Raw genomic sequence first — 17,524 nt, forward strand, 5'->3', positions numbered from 1 at the left:
TCTAATATTTTGTTAAACTAATATCGTAGCATATTTTACTCAATTCTGATTTGTTAGGGGGATGGATGCTTTGAGTGATGTGATACTCAATGTGAGCAACTTAAAGAAGAATTACGGGAAGTTTGAGGCATTAAAGGGAGTCAGCTTTGAGGTGAAGAAGGGTGAAATCTTCGCCTTAATTGGACCCAATGGTGCAGGTAAGACCACCACCCTCAGAATTATAGCTACACTCCTTACGCCTACCGATGGAAAAGTCGAGTTCATGGGCTTTGATTTGAAAAAGAATCCGGACAAGATAAGGCAGGGAATTACATATCTCCCTGAGGAGGCAGGAGCATACAAAAATCTTACAGGGCTGGATTATTTAAAATTTATGGCAAGCTTTTATGCTGAAAAGCCGCAGGATGTAGATATGTATATCGAAAGAGCGATAAAGATCGTGGGCTTTAAAGACAGACTAAAAGATAAAGTGGGTACATACAGCAAAGGCATGACCAGGAAACTCCTTTTAGCAAGGGCTCTTATGACCAAGCCCAAGCTTGCCATACTTGACGAGCCTACTTCAGGGCTGGACGTCATTAACTCACTGGAGATAAGGGAGGTCATAAAGGAATTCGTAAAAGAAGGGATTTCAGTGCTCCTTTCATCTCATAACATGCTGGAGATCGATTTTCTGTCCGACAGGGTGGCAATTATAGACAAAGGGCAGATTCTGGAAACGGGTGAGCCTAGGGTGCTAAAAGATAAATACTCTGCGGAAAATCTGGAAGAGGTATTCAGGAGGCTGGTACAATGAGGAAATTTGCAAATTTATTAAAAAAAGAAATAAAAGAGCTAATAACGTTTCAGCTGGTTATTTCTTTGCTGTTCACCATGGGGTTGTTTTATTTTATAGGAAACATCGTTCAATCTGAAGTAAAGAAGATGCAAGAGAAACAAGAAATATATGTTTTAAATTTGGATGATTCACAAGAATCTAGAACGCTTCTCAATGGTTTATCCTATGCCGGTTTTAAAGTGAATCTTTTGGATAAAAAAGACAAGGATGAAGCTGTAGAATATGCGAAAAGCGGTAATATAAATTTGCTACTAGTAATCCCTGAGGGTTTTGGCGAGGCAGCATCAAAATTTCAGTTTAAAGAAATAGAGGCTTATTCCTTCATCCGCAGCTTTTCCATGACCAGTTCGGCAAATGCCGCAATAGTTGGTCAGGTAATTTCAGAGATAAACAAACTTCTTTCAGATAATTTCTTAAAGGCGAACTTTCCTGACCTCAACCCGGAGGACATAAAAAATCCCATAAAAAGCAAAGGGTTTGTTGTGGTAAAGGATGTTGTGGCCGAGGGGTCAGCTGCAGAGGTTAGCAATATCGTGTATTCCCAATCCATATTCATCCCCGTTATTCTGATGGTGATCATTGTATTTTCTTCTCAGATGGTGTTATCAGCCATGGCCATGGAAAAGCAAGATAAAACTTTGGAGACTCTCCTAACTGTACCCATAAGCAGAAACCAGATAGTGATTGCCAAAATGGCGGCTTCAGCTTTGGTGGGATTGCTTTCTGCGGTGATATATATGCTAGGGTTCAGGTATTATATGGGCGGCTTTATGGGGGATATAGGTGAGGGTAGCCAGATAAATGACCTCATGCAAAGGCTGGGCCTTCAATATACCTCGGGAGACTATTTAATATTGGGTGTATCGATATTTTTGGCTATACTGTGTGCCTTGGGACTGACTATCATTTTGGGAGTGATGGTAGAAGACTTAAAGAGCGCCCAGACAATGATATTGCCCCTCATCTTCCTCGTGATGATCCCGTATTTTATTTCCATGTTTTCGGATATTAACTCTTTGTCCTTACCTGCTAAGGTCTTAATTATGCTTATACCCTTTAGCCATCCCTTTATAGCGTCACAGAACATACTCCTTGGAAACTATGCTGTGGTGTTATACGGCATACTTTACATGCTAGCCGTCTTTATAGTTTTGATATTTATCTGTGGTAAGATATTTTCTACCGATAAGGTATTGACTATGAAATTGAGATTTGGTAAAAAAGGATTTGTCAAAAATGAGTGAGAAAATGTGTGGATGATGAAAAAATTTAAAATAAGGAATAATAAAAGCAGCAGGGGAGAAAACTTGTTGCCGAAAAGAAGGAGGAATGGTTGGTGAACATCGTGTTACTGGGCCCGCCTGGCAGTGGGAAGGGAACGCAAGGGCAACTTCTAGCTGAGGATTTCAATTTGGTACAATTATCTACAGGAGATTTGTTTCGCCAGATCCTACAGGACCCTGGCCATCCTTTGTACGACAAACTACAGGTTGTCAAACAGGGTAAGCTGGTGTCCGATGAGGTTGTAAACGCTGTGGTAGAAGATGCATTGACAAAGTTAAAAAACGCCAAGGGTGTAATATTTGATGGCTTTCCCAGGACTGTTGCCCAGGCAGAGGCGTTGGATAAAATGCTGAATTCGATGAACAAAAAAGTTGATGTAGTAATCAATTTTGATGTGACGAAGCATGTGCTCTTGCACAGGTTGCTGGGTAGAAGAATTTGTCCTAACTGTAAAAGGATATTTCATATAAGGCAGGGATATACAGAGTGCCCTGACTGTAGAGTGCAACTTATAACGAGAGAAGACGATAACGAAGAAGTCATAATGAAGCGATTCAATGAGTATAACGAAAAAACCGCCGGTGTGAAGGAGTATTATCTTAATTCTTCTGATTGTGTTTTTATAAACTTGACCGTAGATGACCCTGATATCACTGCCGAAGAAGTACATAATGAGATAGTGTCGGAGTTAGCTAAGAAGGGGCTAGCGCAATAAGGAGAAAGTGCAAATGAAAGTTTTTGCAATCGGTGACCTTCACTTGTCGGAAGCCAATCCCAAACCCATGGATGTGTTTGGTGAGCACTGGTTTCAGCACTGGGAGAGGATAAAGTATAACTGGATAAGCAAGGTGGGACCAGAGGATGTGGTCCTCATTCCCGGTGATATAAGCTGGGCTATGAAGCTGGAGGAGGCTAAGCCTGACCTTGAAAGCATAGGACAGCTCCCTGGACGAAAGATTATAATAAGGGGGAACCACGATTATTGGTGGTCTTCTATATCCAAAGTGAGGAAGATGCTTCCCGATAATATGTTTGCAATACAGAACGACAGCATATTTTTTGAGGGCATTGCTTTTTGCGGTACACGTGGATGGACAGTTTTGGAAGCACGGGAAGACGTGCAGCATGATATCAAGATATTTAATAGGGAACTGAATAGACTGAAATTATCGCTGGACAGCGCTAAGGGAGCTAGAGAAATAGTGGTGATGCTTCATTATCCCCCTTTTGATGAGAGGGGAAACGAGAATGATATGGCTAAGCTGATCAGGCAATATCCCGTGAAACACGTGGTGTTTGGTCACCTTCACGGTGCAAGCTTGAGTAGCGCGGTAGAAGGGTATATGGACGGCGTCACGTATCATTTGGTCTCATGCGATTATCTGAATTTTGACCTCAAATTGATAATGGAAGGATAAGTTATTGTAGTTAATCAACTTAGCCATTATGATTTTGTCTGCGTACCCGGTTTTTCAATCAAATATTTCCAGTAACGTACGGGCATGAACTGTCGCTGAAGTCGTGGATTGATCCTGCTTTTGATGGCGATGTTTTGAAAGTATTCCTTCCACAGGGTTTGATAGTCAAATTCTTCGTCATCTAGTGGGAGGGCTTCTTTAAACTCAAAGGGCAAGATGGCATATTGCCCTTGGCTGTGAAAAGCAGCCAGCTTTCTCTTTACGTCATGTATTATCCAGTCCTGGGTCGGCATGCGCCTTTTAAAGTGAGGTGCAATTATGCCCAAAATGTTAAAGTCAGGTTCAATGGGAGCGTAAAATATCCCATTTTTAAGTAACCGGAAACGTATCAATCCCAGCATTTTACCAGCTTCTTGGCTTACTTTTTTGTGTAGGACATGAATCCGAAACACATACGGGTCGGCCAAGGCCGAATCAACGCTTTTGCCCATCTTAAAGCCCAGTTTGAGATATCTGTATATGGCTGTTCCTGCATCCTGAGCCTCTGAAAGAAAGGCGTACAGCACTTTTTTGGCTGCTGAAGAGGATATTTTGTGTACTATGGCGTCATACACCCTTTGTGCTTTTTGTTGGTCTGTATTTATGTACACATATTGTACAAACAGGTTGTCCTGTATATTGTCGTCGCTTAGGATTTTTTCGGGCTCTTCTTGCCGGTAATACGCTTCGTATATGGCCGTTAACAACCCCTCGAAGCTTCCATCATATACATAGTAAACCACTTTCACATCTCTCCTGTTATGACCGTATGTACATCTTCTGGTTGGAACAACTGGGGATAAAGAGAGGGAAAGGTAAGCTGTTCACCTGCTACCTTTGTGCTATTTTGTTGCTTGGCTGTGGGCTTGAGCATTTGATACAGCGTCAGCTCGTTTATATTTCTCTCCCCGTAGAACTTGCCATTGCAGGTTATGAAGTGGCGTGCCCTTTTGAGCACAACGCCGAAACGCTTCAAAATATCAAAGTCGATGGTGCTGTACCGCCTTGCTGCAATTATGCGTTTGGCAGAGCGAACACCAATTCCGGGAACCCTGATCAGCATCTCGTAGTCGGCACGGTTAACTTCGACGGGAAACAAGTGGAGGTTTCTGAGCGCCCAGGCTGACTTTGGGTCGATTTCGGTATCTAACAGTGGTTGGTTTTCATCCAGCAGTTCGTCGGCCTTAAAGCCATAAACTCTAACTAACCAGTCGGCTTGATACAGGCGGTGTTCACGCATAAGAGGAGGGCTGGCAATAGACGGTAAATTTGGGTGTTGTGTCACAGGCACATAGGCCGAGTAGTACACCCTCTTTAAAGAGAAATGGTTATAGAGGCTTTCGGATAGCTTGAGTATTTTCAGGTCATTATCGGGCGTTGCACCTACTATAAGCTGCGTGGTTTGACCAGCAGGGACAAAAAGGGGGGCATTTTTATATAGTTTTCGCTCCTCACGGGTTTGAAGTATTTTCGAGTGAATGAACTCCATGGGCCGGATGATCGAGTCCCTGCTTTTTTGGGGTGCCAACAACTGAAGCCCCTGGCTGGACGGAAGCTCTATGTTGACGCTTATGCGATCAGCGTATTTACCAGCCTCAGCTATCAATAACGGATCTGCGCCTGGAATAACCTTTAAGTGGATGTATCCATTAAACTGATATTCTTTGCGCAGCTTTTTTACGGTTGTTACTAATAGCTCCATGGTGTAATTTGGGTTTTTATATACAGCCGAGCTTAAAAACAGCCCTTCGATGTAGTTCCTCTTGTAAAAATTTATGGTAAGCTGGGCCACTTCGTCGGGCGTGAATGTGGCGCGGGGGACATCGGCCGTTGCGCGGTTTACGCAGTACAAGCAATTGAAGGCGCAATGGTTGGTAAACAATATCTTGAGCAGGGATATGCATCGCCCGTCGTCCGACCAGCTATGGCAAATGCCGGGCAAGCTTGCATTGCCAAGTCCGCTTGACCTGTTTCGGCGAGAACTCCCGCTGGATGAACAGGATACGTCGTATTTAGCAGCCGCACCTAGAATCTTTAATTTTGTATGCAAATCCATAACGGGAACCCCCCATTACACCGTGTAGGTAAATTTTATCACATTTTGACTCATGTTGCAAACATATGTTTGGGTTTCACTTTCAAAAAATTTTTATCAAAACGTTTGACAAAGTACGAGCTTTTGTGTTAAACTTTATCTTGCCATCAAGTAGAAGCTATCCACTTCTCACCTTCCGGCGCGAGAGGGCTGCCAGGAAGGTCAATATGGCGGTTAGGAGATGATATTCTCTGGGCTGCGCTATGGAGATGAGAGTGGGTAGATTTGTGCCCGCTCTTTTGTTTTATTAAATTCGGGGGTGAACGGTCATCAACAAAAAAGAATTATTGGTTAACGAGCAGATTAGGGACAAAGAAGTAAGGGTGATTAGCGAGACGGGTGAGCAGCTGGGCATTATGCCAATTGAGAAGGCTCTACGGCTTGCCGAGGAGAGGCAGCTCGATTTGGTCAAAATTGCTCCAAAGGCCAACCCACCCGTATGCAAGATCATGGATTATGGTAAATACCTGTTTGAAATGGCAAAGAAGGAGAAGGAGGCACGTAAAAACCAGAAGGTCATCAATGTTAAGGAGATACGTTTGTCGGCTTCTATAGAAGACCACGACCTGGGGGTTAAGGCCAGAAATGCCGATAAGTTTTTAAAGGCAGGGGACAAGGTGAAGGTGACAATCAGGTTTAGAGGCAGAGAAATGGCTCACCCTGAGGTAGGGTATGAAGTTATGGAGAAGTTTGTGTCCATGCTGACGGTGGAAGCTGTGATGGAGCGTAAGCCCACCCTGGAAGGGAATCAGATGATTATGGTATTAGCGCCAAAGACGTAATGGAATGAATTTATAGCAGTTAAGCAGCAAACAAGGATAAAGCAGTGAGAGGAGGAATAAACAATGCCTAAAATCAAGACCCATCGAGGGGCAGCCAAGAGATTCCGCCTTACCAAAAATGGGAAAATAAAGAGGGCTAAGGCGTTTAAGAGCCATTTGCTTACCAAAAAGTCACCAAAGAGAAAACGGCAGCTCAGGAAAGCCACCTATGTTGCATCTGTTGAGGTCAAGAAGATAAAGCAGCTGATTCCTTATAAATAAGGCAGTAAAGGAGGGTGTGTTATGGCTAGAGTAAAGAAAGCGCTCAATGCAAGGAAGAAGCACAAGAAGATACTGAAGCTTGCAAAAGGTTATTATGGCGCCAAGAGCAGGCAGTTCAGAGCAGCCAATCAAGCGGTGATGAAAGCGCTGGCATATGCGTATGTGGGAAGAAGGCTCAAGAAAAGGGACTTCCGCAAGTTGTGGATTGCTAGGATCAATGCGGCGGCAAGGCAGAACGGTTTAAGCTACAGCCGGTTTATAAATGGCCTGCGCAAGGCAGGGATTCAGATAGACAGAAAGATATTGGCGGATATGGCTGTCAACGATGCCAACGGTTTTGCACAGTTGGTAAACATAGCTAAAGAAAAGTTGCATGCGTAAGTTTCAAGCAGCCGTAAGGTAAGGGGGAAAAGGCCTCATTGAAAATGAGGTCTTTTGTTCATTTTTACGTAAATTGAGTTTTAAGAAATTCATCTTATCTTGAGCTTACACGATGAATTTTAAGTGAGATTACGGTTTGTGGAATGGGATGGGAGGGTAAATCATTTATAATATGATTATTAAAACTCTAAGGCTTTTGCCTACACAAATCCTGGTGCTTGGCTTTGCTTCCATGATCTTAGTAGGTGCTTTGCTTCTCACTTTGCCTATAGCTTCCAGTTCAGGTGAAAGCATAGGCTTTTTAAATGCCTTGTTTGAAGCAACTTCAGCGGTATGCGTCACCGGCCTTGTGGTGGTAGATACTGGTGATGATCTAAGCCTATTTGGCCAGCTGGTCATAATTTCACTTATTCAGATGGGCGGCTTAGGGTTTATGACCATGGCAACGTTGGTATTCCTGCTTTTGGGAAAGCGAATTACCTTGAGGGAAAGGCTTGTGATACAGGAAGCCCTCAATGAGTTTAAATTGCAGGGCGTTGTGCGTCTAACCAGAAACATAATTGGGATTACTTTCCTGATAGAGGGGATTGGCGCCTTAATCCTTGCTTTGCGGTTTGTTCCGTTATACGGCTGGGGTAAGGGGCTTTATTTCAGCATATTCCACGCCATTTCAGCTTTCTGTAACGCCGGCTTTGACCTCATGGGAGGGTATAGGAGTTTTACTGGCTTTACCGACGATTTCATCGTAAACTTTGCGATAATGGGTTTAATCATATGTGGAGGGCTTGGCTTTTCTGTCTTGCTGGATATTTACAGAAACAAGCGTTTTGAGAAGTGGTCATTGCACACAAAGCTGGTGGTGTGCGTTACTGCTATATTGATTGTGACGGGTGCCTTGTTCTTCTTTATTGTGGAATTCAATAATCCGGCTACCTTGGGCGGCCAGAATTGGAGGGGCAAGATTCTAGGGGCATTATTCCAATCTGTGACCCCTAGAACCGCTGGATTCAATACAATTGATCAGGCTTCTCTCAGGAATGCCTCGAAGTTTATGACCATCATCCTGATGTTTATTGGGGCTTCACCTGCGGGTACGGGTGGGGGAATCAAGACCACTACGGCCAGCGTAATTCTGCTTACGGTGCTCAGCGTAATCAAAGGCAGGCGTGATGTAGAGGTTTTTAATAGAAGGATCCCTTATAGTATTGTAAACAGGGCGCTGGCGATAGCGGTTATAAGTTTCATTATATTGGTGAGCGTTAGCATGATATTGTCTCTGATTGAGCCCTATCCGCTGGTTGACGTGATCTTTGAAACGGCCTCTGCTTTGGGAACGGTGGGGTTGAGTACCTTTAATAACTCTGAATTAAACGATATTAGCAAAATATTCGTTATTATGACCATGTTTGCAGGTAGGGTAGGTCCTTTGACGCTGACGCTGGCCTTTGCAAAGAGGCTGGCAGGCGACAATGGCAATGTGAAATACCCTGAAGGTAAGGTAATGGTGGGTTAAAAAGGAGGTATTTTGTTATGAAGAAGCAGTTTGCAATTATCGGCATAGGGCGTTTTGGTTCAAGCGTTGCAAAGACTTTGTGTGCCCTGGGCCATGATGTCCTTGCTGTCGATAGGAGCCAGGAAAGGATACAGGAGATAGCCGATTGTGTGACGCATGCTGTTCAAGCCGATGCTACTGATGAGGAAACTCTGAGATCGTTGGGCATAAGGAATTTTGATGCTGTGGTGGTTTCGATAGGGGATGATATACAGTCCAGCATATTGATCGCATTGCTTTGCAAGGAACTGGGGGTCAAATTCGTAATAGGTAAGGCACAAAATGACCTGCATGCGAAAGTGTTGTACAAGATAGGCGTTGACAAGGTGGTATTTCCTGAAAGGGATATGGGAGTCAAAATTGCACATCATTTGGCATCAACCAACGTACTTGACTATATCGAGCTTGCATCTGACTATAGCCTGGTGGAGGTTACAGCCATTCCTGAATGGATTGGAAAGTCACTGAAACAGATCAACATGAGAGTGGTATACGGCCTCAATATTGTGGCCATAAAACGCGGCGATGATGTGCTGGTCTCTCCAAAAGGTGAGGACGTGATTTATGAAGGCGACGTATTGGTGGCCATTGGGCGGAACGACCACATAAAGATGTTAGAGGAGAGGGCACAGGAGTAAAAGGTGGTAATGCGCTTGGAAGAGTACGTCACTAGTACGCAAAACCCTTCTATCAAGCGAATTAAAATGTTGCACAACAAAAAATATAGGGATATCTACGGGCAGTACTTGGTAGAAGGAGTTAAGATGGTAAAAGAAGCGTTAAATGAAGGCGAAAGCATCTGGGCTTTGGTGGTATCAAGAGGGTTTAACTGGCTTGAATTTAAAAACCAGGTAGGCATACCGATAGATAATTTGAGGACTTTAGTTGTAGAAGATAAGCTGTTTGCGAGCATCAGCGATACACAAACGCCTCAGGGGATTCTAGCGGTGGTAAACAAAAAGGAGTATCGTCTTGAACACCTGTTGAGCAAACAATCGTTTTTTATAGTGGTTTTAGACCAGATAAGAGATCCGGGGAACCTGGGAACCATAATAAGGACTATGGATGCAGCAGGGGGAGATGGAGTTGTTTTGCTCAAAGGCTGTGTGGACCCCTTTAATTTAAAGGTTGTGCGCTCCACCATGGGCTCGATATTTCGCATGCCCATCTATGAGGTGGAGGACCACATCGAGTTTTTCAACAGGCTTGTGGAAGCCAAAGTCCATATTCTGGTCAGCCATCTGAACGGTTCCAACCTATTTGAGTGGCCGGGGGGATATGATAGAATAGCTGTTGTCGTTGGGAATGAATCAGAGGGCGTGCGTCAAGAAATATGCGGGTTTGCTTCTTCGCTAGTAAGGATACCCATGCCGGGGAGAGCAGAATCCCTTAATGCTTCGGTGGCTGCAGGTGTATTGATATATGAGGTGCTGCGCAAATCAGGCAAATAATGCCTTGAAATTTCTTGAATCCAGGTAGTGCGTATGGTATAATTAGCCTAAGAAAAGCCGGTGAAGGAGATGGGACCGGTGAGGCTGGCTGACATAATATGGAAAATTTTTGAAAAGACGGGTTCCATAAATGCTTACATCCTTTACAAGGAACTCGTAATGCTTTAATAGATAAAGGCGATGATGGAGAGGAGTATACCCTTAACGTCTTTATACAGAGAGGGGGACGCCATGGGCTGAAAGCGCCCCTATAAAGACGAGGGTAGAAGTTCGCTCCGGAGCTGGGGGCTGAAGTGGTAGTAGGTCCTGCCGGGTTTGACCCGTTATCGTTGAAGGAGGTTTCGTTTTTCACGAAACGAAATTGGGTGGTACCACGTGGCGTGTTAAGCCTTCGTCCCATGCTCGGACGAAGGCTTTTTTAATACATGACCATATCCATGAAAGGAGAGGGCTGTAGATGAAGGACCAGCTGGAACAGATTAAAAGGGAAGCTGAGCAAGCTCTTGCGCACATAGATAGTCTTGAAGGGTTGTCGAACTTTCGAGTAGAATTTCTAGGCAAAAAGGGCAAATTAACCCAGATTTTGAGAGGCATGGGAAAGCTCTCTGCTGAGGAGAGGCCCCAAATAGGCCAGCTTGCTAACCAGATACGGGCTTATCTTGAAGATGAGATTGAAAAGAAGAGAAAGGTGCTTGAAGAGGAGACACTCAACCGACGATTGAAGGATGAAGTGATCGACGTTACCATGCCGGGCAGGCGCCATTATCGTGGCAAGCTGCATCCCCTTAATATGGTGTTAAACGAAATTAAGGATATTTTCCTGGGAATGGGTTTTGAGATCGCCGAGGGGCCAGAGGTTGAATGGGATTATTACAATTTTGAGGCCCTTAATATTCCTAAGAATCATCCTGCACGGGATACGCAGGATACCTTCTATATTACAGACAATATACTTTTGCGTACCCATACCTCGCCTACCCAGATCCGCGTAATGGAGAGGCAGAAGCCTCCTATAAAGATCATAGTGCCCGGCCGGGTTTATAGGTCGGATGCGGTGGATGCCACCCACTCTCCCATCTTCCATCAGGTGGAAGGGTTGGTTATAGATAAGAACATCACCATGGGCGATTTAAAAGGCGTACTTGACGTGTTTGCCAAGGAGATGTTTGGACCTCAGACAAAGACGCAGTTCAGACCCCATCATTTTCCGTTTACCGAGCCCAGCGCAGAGATGGATGTGAGCTGTACCACATGCGGTGGCAAGGGATGCCGTGTATGCTCGTATACTGGTTGGATCGAAATTCTAGGTGCCGGTATGGTGCATCCAAAGGTGTTAAAGTATGGTGGGATTGACCCTGAGCAGTACAGCGGTTTTGCCTTTGGCATGGGCCTTGATCGCATAACCAACCTGAAATATGGGATAGATGATATAAGGCTGCTGTTTGAAAACGATATGCGTTTCCTGGAGCAGTTTTAAGGGGGTGGAGATAAATGCTGGTACCGCTTAAATGGTTGAAAGAGTACGTGAAAGTAGATGTACCTGTTGAACAGCTGGCGCACCGACTTACCATGACGGGGACAAAAGTTGAGAGTATAACCAGGCTGGGCGAAGGCATAAGTAATGTTGTGGTGGGAAAAATACTTGAAATAAAGCCTCATCCCAATGCCGACAAGTTGGTGGTATGCGTTGTTGACGTTGGAAAATGCAAGGTGCAAATAGTGACCGGTGCTCCAAATGTGAAGGAGGGACAGCTTGTACCTGTGGCACTCGATGGCGCTACATTGCCTGGAGGGTATAAGATAACCGCCACCACATTGCGAGGGGTTGAATCCCAGGGAATGTTGTGTTCCGGAGAGGAGCTAGGGCTTACCGAAGAAGACTATCCGGGAGCAGGGGTGGACGGTATATTGATTTTGCAGGAAGAATACCCTTTGGGGATGGACATAAAGGAAGCATTGGGATTAGATGACCATGTGCTGGAGTTTGAGGTTACTTCCAATCGTCCAGATTGTTTAAGCGTCATAGGCATAGCCCGCGAGGCATCGGTGGCTTTGAACTCCTCTTTTACATTGCCGCATATAGAGGTAAAGCCGGGTATCGGGGATGTCAATGCCGAGGCCAAGGTGGTGGTTGAGGCCCCTGACTTGTGCCCCAGATACTGTGCGCGCGTAGTAAAAGATGTAAAGATTGGCCCATCTCCGAGGTGGATGCAGCGCAGGCTGATTTCTGCAGGTGTTAGGCCCATAAACAACATCGTTGACATAACCAATTACGTCATGTTGGAGATGGGACAGCCCATGCACGCCTTTGACCTGGATAAGGTGGCGGGCAGAACCATCGTGGTGCGTACAGCGCGCGAGGGCGAAAGGCTGGTCACACTGGATGACAAGGAAAGGGTGCTCAGCCCGGATATGTTGGTTATAGCCGATGTAGAGAAGCCCATAGGCCTGGCGGGAGTTATGGGTGGGGCCAATACTGAGATTACCGATGGAACAAGGAACATTTTGCTGGAAAGTGCGCTGTTTGATAGGGGAGTCATACGACAGACGGCAAAGGCGCTTGGAATTCGTAGCGAGGCCTCGCTCAGGTTCGAAAAGGGGTTGGATATACACAACGCAAGAGCTGCTTTAGACCGTGCTGTGCAGCTTATTCAAGAGTTAGGCATTGGGACAGTTGTTGAGGGAGTGATAGATGTCTGCCATGGTTCTCTAGAGAAGAGAATTTTAGAGATACCCTGGAAGAGAGTAAACAGCCTTCTAGGTCTTAACCTATCGGCTGATGAGATGGCCGATATTTTGGCTAGGCTGGAGTTCAAGGTTGAGGTAAAGGGCGAATACATGCGCATAGAGGTTCCATCGTTTAGGCAGGACATAGAGGGTGTGGCCGATATAGCCGAGGAAGTAGCCCGCATCTACGGCTACAATAATATACCCATGACTTTGATGGAAGGCACACAAAGCCGGGGCAGGAAGACCAGGCGACAAAAGCTTATGGACAGGGTAAAAGATGTACTGGTTGGCACGGGCCTTTATGAGGTAGTAACCTACTCTTTTACCAGCCCAAAAGTTTATGGACTATTAGGCATCACCAATCCCCAGCTCATACCCAAAACAGTCAGGATCTTAAATCCTTTGGGCGAGGACCAAAGCATAATGCGCACCACGCTCATCCCGAGCCTTCTGGAAGTGCTTTCGCGTAACCGTAACAGGGGAATGGAAAGGTGCCAGATATTTGAAATAGGGCCAGCTTTCTTGCCCAAGTCGCTGCCGCTGGAGGATTTGCCAGAGGAAAAGCCGCTTTTGACCATTGCAGAGTACGGGCTGGACCTCGATTACTATGACCTGAAAGGCAAGGTTGAGGTGTTGCTGGATGAACTGGGGTTGCTGGATGAGGCCGAGTTTGTACCTCATGCTCATCCCACCTTCCATCCAGGGAGAACAGCCCTTTTAAAGATAAAAGGAAAAGGAGTAGGATTGCTTGGTGAGATACATCCAAAGGTGGCTAAAAACTTTCAGCTTGAAGTGAGAGTTCTGGTGGCCGAGCTTGAACTTGATACGCTACTTGATTTTGCAAAAGAGGAGAAAAGATATAGGCCGCTTCCCAAGTATCCGGCTGTTGAGCGAGACCTGGCGCTGGTGGTCAAGAAAGAAGTGTTGGCTGCTCAGGTGGAAAACTGCATAAAAGAGCTGGGAGGGGAACTGCTCGAAAGAGTGGAGCTCTTTGATGTGTATGAGGGTAGACAGATACCTGAAGGCTATAAGAGCATAGCATATTCCTTAAGCTATCGTGCTGCCGACAGAACCCTGACGGATGAAGAGGTAAATTCTCTGCATGATAAGATTGTAAAGGGTCTAGAACAACGGTTGGGTGCAAGGTTGCGATAGAGATGGGAGTTCCAAAAATTCGACAAAACGCTTGTTTAAACATGGCGGGTGTTGTATAATAGTACCGAGGATAGCGGGGGAACGGAGATGTGATCCATGGTGGACAAGACTAAAACCGTGGTGAGGATCGGCGGTCGAGAATATACCATAAGGAGTGTGGAGTCTGAGGAGTACATCCACAAAGTGGCCATTTATGTCGACAAGAAGATGGAGGAGATCAGGCAGCGGCAGCCCAATCTCAGCACCACGATGTTAGCCATGTTAACGGCCATCAATTTGGCTGATGAGGTTATCAAACTCCAGGAAAGGGTTGAAAAGCTTCAGAGGGAAATAAGCGTCTTGCATTCAGTACTGGAAGAGGATGGACGGAATGACATTCCAAATTCATCTGGTGTTTATGATGTATTGCGCAGGGCGCGACGTTGAAATAGTGTGAAGGTTTACAAAAAAGCAAAAGCATATGAGGAACGATGTGGGTTATAAAAAGCAGCCTTTGGGCTGCTTTTTGTTTGGGATTGCCACGTGAGTTTATAGAATCTTTGCCTATAGGTGTGGTATAATGAATATCGCAATTTTTCACGGCAAATAAACTTTAAAGTTGAGGGATTGAATGTGAACGAGAGAACATTTCGTGTACTGGAATACGATAAGATTATTGAGATGCTTAGTGGCCATACAGTATCGGCGCCTGGGTACGAAATGGTACAAGATTTGCTTCCTTACAGGGAGAAGGATAAGGTGATTTCGGCCCTGGCAGAAACTGAAGAAGCTTTAAAGATAATGATTAAATACGGGATGTCGCCTTTAGGGGCATTTCCTGATATTCGCAGCCATTTGAGAAGGGTTGAAAAAAGGGCAATGCTGGGCCCGGAAGAACTGCTGGAGATAGGGCACGTGCTTAAGACGTGCTCCAGGCTTAAAGAAGCCTTTAAAAGCAGGGATGGCTTAAATGAAGCCGGGCTCACCATCATTCCAGGATTAGTGTATCAGCTAAAATCTCACGACGGGTTGATGAACGAGATATTCAGGTGTATAGAGCCTGATGGGCGGATAGCAGACAGTGCTAGTCCCGAGCTTCACGATATTCGCCGCAATATAACGCGGTGTCAAGAGAAAATAAAGGAGCTTTTGAATAGCTATATACAGTCCCCGCAGTACCAGAAATTCCTTCAGGAGCCTATTGTTACTATAAGGAATGGAAGGTACGTTATTCCGGTAAAGCAGGAGTATCGCTCCAACGTGCCTGGATTGGTACACGACCAGTCGGTCAGCGGAGCTACCCTGTTTATTGAGCCCATGGCGGTGGTGGAAGCCAACAACAAGCTTAAGGAATGGATGCTCAAAGAAGAGCAGGAAATAAAGCGCATCTTGTCCAGGTTGACTGAAGAGGTCTGGAAAGTTAGAGAAGACATTAGCGGTTCATTTGAAATCTTAAGCCGGCTCGACTTCATCTTTGCCAAGGGAAAATTGGGGCATTCGATGAAGGGCGTGGTGCCCAGGATTGTAGATGGCGGTAAGGTTAATATAGTAAACGGTAGGCATCCGTTGATACCCGAGCATCAAGTCGTGCCTATAAGTCTTAATTTGGGGTATGACTTTAATACACTTGTGATCACAGGTCCCAATACCGGCGGTAAAACCGTGACATTGAAGACTGTAGGTTTGTTTGTATTGATGGCACAGGCTGGCCTTTGTTTGCCAGCCGATTACGGTACCGAGATAGGCATATTTCAGAAAGTGTTTGCCGACATAGGAGATGAGCAGAGTATAGAGCAGAACCTCAGCACTTTCTCCTCACATATGGTAAATATTGTATCGATTATTGACAACGTGGATAGAGGTTCCCTAGTGCTGCTGGATGAGCTGGGAGCAGGTACTGACCCCACTGAAGGTGCTGCTCTGGCCATGGCCATCCTTGAGTATTTGCACAATTGTGGTGCTAAAACCGTTGCTACGACGCACTACAGCCAGCTTAAGGTTTTTGCCATGACAAAGCCGGGGATGGAGAACGCCTCTATGGAGTTTGACGTAGAGACATTGAGCCCCACTTTCAGACTGCTTATAGGCATACCTGGTAGAAGTAACGCTTTTCAGATATCCAAGAGGTTGGGGCTTAAGGAGGATATCATTGAAAAGGCCAGGGAGTTTTTGACGCAAGAGGACATCCGGTTTGAGGATTTGATTTCAGACCTAGAGTATAACAGGGCTAAAGCACGGGAGGAACGTGAAAAGGCAGCAAAATATTTAAGGGAGATAGAGAGGGAAAGGGAGAGGCTTGCTGAAAAAGAGTCTCACCTTGAGGCGGCACGCCAGCAAATACTTCGGAAGGCCAGGGAAGAGGCCAGGATGATACTGCGCCAGGCCAAAGAAGAGGCTGACCAAATCATCAAGGAGTTGAACAGGTTGTCACAGGTGGCAGCTGAAAAGGAGCGTAACAGGTCTATCGAGCAATACAGGATGAAGTTGAAGCAAAGCCTGGACAGGCTGGATGGTGAGCTTGCTAAAGAGGCCAGCTCGTCTAACAAGTACCATGAACCGGTTAAAGAGGTCCGTCTGGGTGAGACGGTGTATATAAGTTCGCTGGGGCAAAAGGGGCAGGTACTCACCCTCCCAGATGATAATGGGGAGATTACCGTTCAAGTGGGCATAATGAAGGTGGCGGTCAAGCTGTCAGATATAAGAAGGGTTGACGAGGGCGATGATGCAGCAACTGCTGTCATTTCAGCTAAAAAGCCTTCGCCCAGAATGACAAGCGTTTTGCCCGAGATAGACTTAAGGGGTCAGACGGTGGATGAGGCTTTGATGAACGTGGATAAGTATCTGGATGACGCTTTTTTGGCTGGGTTAAAACAGGTGACAATTATCCACGGTAAAGGCACGGGGGCTTTGAGAGAAGCCATCCATCAATACCTTCGTCATCATCCCCATGTAAACTCCTTCCGCCTCGGGAAATACGGCGAGGGTGAGAGCGGCGTCACCATAGTGGAGCTAAAATAAAAAAGCAAAGAAGGAGTTGGGTGGTTGGTATGATTTTGGTAAGCGCGTGTCTGGCAGGGATATGCTGTAAATACAATGGAGGGGACAACGGCGTCCCTCTTATCAAAGAGCTTGTGCGGCAGGGCAAGGCCATTCCGCTGTGTCCCGAGCAGTTGGGTGGCCTGCCCACGCCCAGGCTGCCGGCAGAGATAAAAGGCGGCAGCGCTCGCGATGTTTGGCAAGGCAAAGCTTTGGTAGTGAGAAAAGACGGCGTTGATGTCACCGAAAATTTCATAAGGGGTGCAAGGGAGGTTTTGAAGTTTTGTCGAGAGATGGGGATAAAGCGAGCTATCTTAAAGGCAAGGAGCCCTTCCTGCGGTAAAGGATTGATATACGATGGGACATTTACGGGCAAGCTTGTTGAGGGGAATGGCATTACCGCACAATTGCTTATCGACAATGGAATTGGAGTATTGACTGAAGACGAGATTGCAACGTTATACTTGTTAAATGATTAAATGTATAATTCATTATACACCTGTCACGCTAGTATAAAACATCT

Annotated in this window: 18 protein-coding genes and 1 other annotated feature; of the genes, 16 read left to right on the top strand and 2 right to left on the bottom strand. The window is 45.7% G+C overall.

Annotated features, from left to right (window positions below; all coding sequences use genetic code 11):
- Positions 1-61 precede the first annotated feature (61 nt).
- From JOD02_RS04400 to JOD02_RS04415, 4 genes are all read left to right on the top strand, one after another.
- Positions 62-796 (top strand): ABC transporter ATP-binding protein, encoded by a 735-nt coding sequence (locus JOD02_RS04400; protein WP_204487283.1) that lies wholly within the window; start codon positions 62-64, stop codon positions 794-796.
- Positions 793-2,082 carry an ABC transporter permease gene (locus JOD02_RS04405; protein ID WP_204487284.1) on the top strand — a complete coding sequence of 430 codons (1,290 nt, stop codon included), beginning with the start codon at positions 793-795 and terminating at the stop codon, positions 2,080-2,082. The genes JOD02_RS04400 and JOD02_RS04405 overlap by 4 nt, the downstream gene beginning before the upstream one ends.
- 92 nt (positions 2,083-2,174) lie before the next feature.
- A complete protein-coding gene (locus JOD02_RS04410; protein WP_204487286.1) occupies positions 2,175-2,837 on the top strand; it encodes an adenylate kinase in 663 nt (220 codons plus the stop codon).
- 13 nt (positions 2,838-2,850) lie between these two features.
- Positions 2,851-3,540, top strand: coding sequence for a metallophosphoesterase (locus JOD02_RS04415; protein WP_204487288.1), 690 nt, complete (start codon positions 2,851-2,853; stop codon positions 3,538-3,540).
- Positions 3,541-3,566: 26 nt separating this feature from the next.
- On the opposite strand, the gene JOD02_RS04420 is transcribed toward JOD02_RS04415, so the two are convergent.
- Both JOD02_RS04420 and JOD02_RS04425 read right to left on the bottom strand, forming a co-directional pair.
- Complete coding sequence (locus tag JOD02_RS04420; protein ID WP_204487290.1) at positions 3,567-4,322, bottom strand: TIGR03915 family putative DNA repair protein; 756 nt, start codon at positions 4,320-4,322, stop codon at positions 3,567-3,569.
- Positions 4,323-4,324: 2 nt separating this feature from the next.
- The gene (locus JOD02_RS04425; RefSeq protein WP_204487291.1) at positions 4,325-5,635 is read right to left on the bottom strand and encodes a putative DNA modification/repair radical SAM protein; all 1,311 of its coding nucleotides are present in this window, start codon (positions 5,633-5,635) and stop codon (positions 4,325-4,327) included.
- A 308-nt stretch (positions 5,636-5,943) separates the two neighbouring features.
- Here JOD02_RS04425 and infC point away from each other — a divergent pair, with 308 nt between their 5' ends.
- From infC to JOD02_RS04485, 12 genes are all read left to right on the top strand, one after another.
- Positions 5,944-6,456: a translation initiation factor IF-3 gene (gene infC, locus JOD02_RS04430; protein WP_394355740.1), complete on the top strand. Its 513-nt coding sequence runs from the start codon at positions 5,944-5,946 to the stop codon at positions 6,454-6,456.
- Between the two features lie 63 nt (positions 6,457-6,519).
- Complete coding sequence (gene rpmI / locus JOD02_RS04435) at positions 6,520-6,717, top strand: 50S ribosomal protein L35 (protein ID WP_204487295.1); 198 nt, start codon at positions 6,520-6,522, stop codon at positions 6,715-6,717.
- A gap of 21 nt (positions 6,718-6,738) precedes the next feature.
- On the top strand, positions 6,739-7,098 hold the full coding sequence (rplT, locus tag JOD02_RS04440; RefSeq protein ID WP_025746911.1) for a 50S ribosomal protein L20: 360 nt from the start codon (positions 6,739-6,741) through the stop codon (positions 7,096-7,098).
- A gap of 172 nt (positions 7,099-7,270) precedes the next feature.
- Entirely contained in the window at positions 7,271-8,611 is a 1,341-nt protein-coding gene (locus JOD02_RS04445) for a TrkH family potassium uptake protein (protein WP_204487297.1), read from the top strand.
- A 17-nt stretch (positions 8,612-8,628) separates the two neighbouring features.
- Entirely contained in the window at positions 8,629-9,288 is a 660-nt protein-coding gene (locus JOD02_RS04450) for a potassium channel family protein (RefSeq protein ID WP_204487299.1), read from the top strand.
- A gap of 15 nt (positions 9,289-9,303) precedes the next feature.
- A complete protein-coding gene (locus JOD02_RS04455) occupies positions 9,304-10,101 on the top strand; it encodes a TrmH family RNA methyltransferase (RefSeq protein ID WP_243426325.1) in 798 nt (265 codons plus the stop codon).
- A 69-nt stretch (positions 10,102-10,170) separates the two neighbouring features.
- Entirely contained in the window at positions 10,171-10,269 is a 99-nt protein-coding gene (locus JOD02_RS04460) for a YqzL family protein (protein WP_204487301.1), read from the top strand.
- Positions 10,270-10,272: 3 nt separating this feature from the next.
- Positions 10,273-10,503, top strand: a binding site (T-box leader).
- Positions 10,504-10,558: 55 nt separating this feature from the next.
- Positions 10,559-11,578, top strand: coding sequence for a phenylalanine--tRNA ligase subunit alpha (gene pheS, locus JOD02_RS04465; protein WP_204487303.1), 1,020 nt, complete (start codon positions 10,559-10,561; stop codon positions 11,576-11,578).
- A gap of 14 nt (positions 11,579-11,592) precedes the next feature.
- Positions 11,593-13,986, top strand: a complete 2,394-nt coding sequence (gene pheT, locus JOD02_RS04470; protein WP_204487305.1) for a phenylalanine--tRNA ligase subunit beta — start codon at positions 11,593-11,595, stop codon at positions 13,984-13,986.
- A 96-nt stretch (positions 13,987-14,082) separates the two neighbouring features.
- On the top strand, positions 14,083-14,412 hold the full coding sequence (locus tag JOD02_RS04475) for a cell division protein ZapA (RefSeq protein WP_204487307.1): 330 nt from the start codon (positions 14,083-14,085) through the stop codon (positions 14,410-14,412).
- A 186-nt stretch (positions 14,413-14,598) separates the two neighbouring features.
- The gene (locus JOD02_RS04480) at positions 14,599-16,983 is read left to right on the top strand and encodes an endonuclease MutS2 (protein ID WP_204487309.1); all 2,385 of its coding nucleotides are present in this window, start codon (positions 14,599-14,601) and stop codon (positions 16,981-16,983) included.
- A 29-nt stretch (positions 16,984-17,012) separates the two neighbouring features.
- On the top strand, positions 17,013-17,480 hold the full coding sequence (locus JOD02_RS04485; protein WP_204487311.1) for a DUF523 domain-containing protein: 468 nt from the start codon (positions 17,013-17,015) through the stop codon (positions 17,478-17,480).
- Positions 17,481-17,524: the final 44 nt, after the last annotated feature.

Source organism: Caldicoprobacter guelmensis, assembly GCF_016908415.1.
GTDB lineage: Bacteria > Bacillota > Clostridia > Caldicoprobacterales > Caldicoprobacteraceae > Caldicoprobacter > Caldicoprobacter guelmensis.

Bases quoted from the DNA above. Each gene is read 5' to 3' on its own strand.
- rpmI (WP_204487295.1), top strand. From the start codon at position 6,520: ATGCCTAAAATCAAGACCCATCGAGGGGCAGCCAAGAGATTCCGCCTT.
- JOD02_RS04460 (WP_204487301.1), top strand. From the start codon at position 10,171: ATGGGACCGGTGAGGCTGGCTGACATAATATGGAAAATTTTTGAAAAG.
- JOD02_RS04405 (WP_204487284.1), top strand. From the start codon at position 793: ATGAGGAAATTTGCAAATTTATTAAAAAAAGAAATAAAAGAGCTAATA.
- JOD02_RS04425 (WP_204487291.1), bottom strand. From the start codon at position 5,635: ATGGATTTGCATACAAAATTAAAGATTCTAGGTGCGGCTGCTAAATAC.
- JOD02_RS04450 (WP_204487299.1), top strand. From the start codon at position 8,629: ATGAAGAAGCAGTTTGCAATTATCGGCATAGGGCGTTTTGGTTCAAGC.
- JOD02_RS04400 (WP_204487283.1), top strand. From the start codon at position 62: ATGGATGCTTTGAGTGATGTGATACTCAATGTGAGCAACTTAAAGAAG.
- pheT (WP_204487305.1), top strand. From the start codon at position 11,593: ATGCTGGTACCGCTTAAATGGTTGAAAGAGTACGTGAAAGTAGATGTA.
- JOD02_RS04415 (WP_204487288.1), top strand. From the start codon at position 2,851: ATGAAAGTTTTTGCAATCGGTGACCTTCACTTGTCGGAAGCCAATCCC.
- JOD02_RS04475 (WP_204487307.1), top strand. From the start codon at position 14,083: ATGGTGGACAAGACTAAAACCGTGGTGAGGATCGGCGGTCGAGAATAT.
- pheS (WP_204487303.1), top strand. From the start codon at position 10,559: ATGAAGGACCAGCTGGAACAGATTAAAAGGGAAGCTGAGCAAGCTCTT.
- rplT (WP_025746911.1), top strand. From the start codon at position 6,739: ATGGCTAGAGTAAAGAAAGCGCTCAATGCAAGGAAGAAGCACAAGAAG.
- JOD02_RS04485 (WP_204487311.1), top strand. From the start codon at position 17,013: ATGATTTTGGTAAGCGCGTGTCTGGCAGGGATATGCTGTAAATACAAT.
- JOD02_RS04445 (WP_204487297.1), top strand. From the start codon at position 7,271: ATGATTATTAAAACTCTAAGGCTTTTGCCTACACAAATCCTGGTGCTT.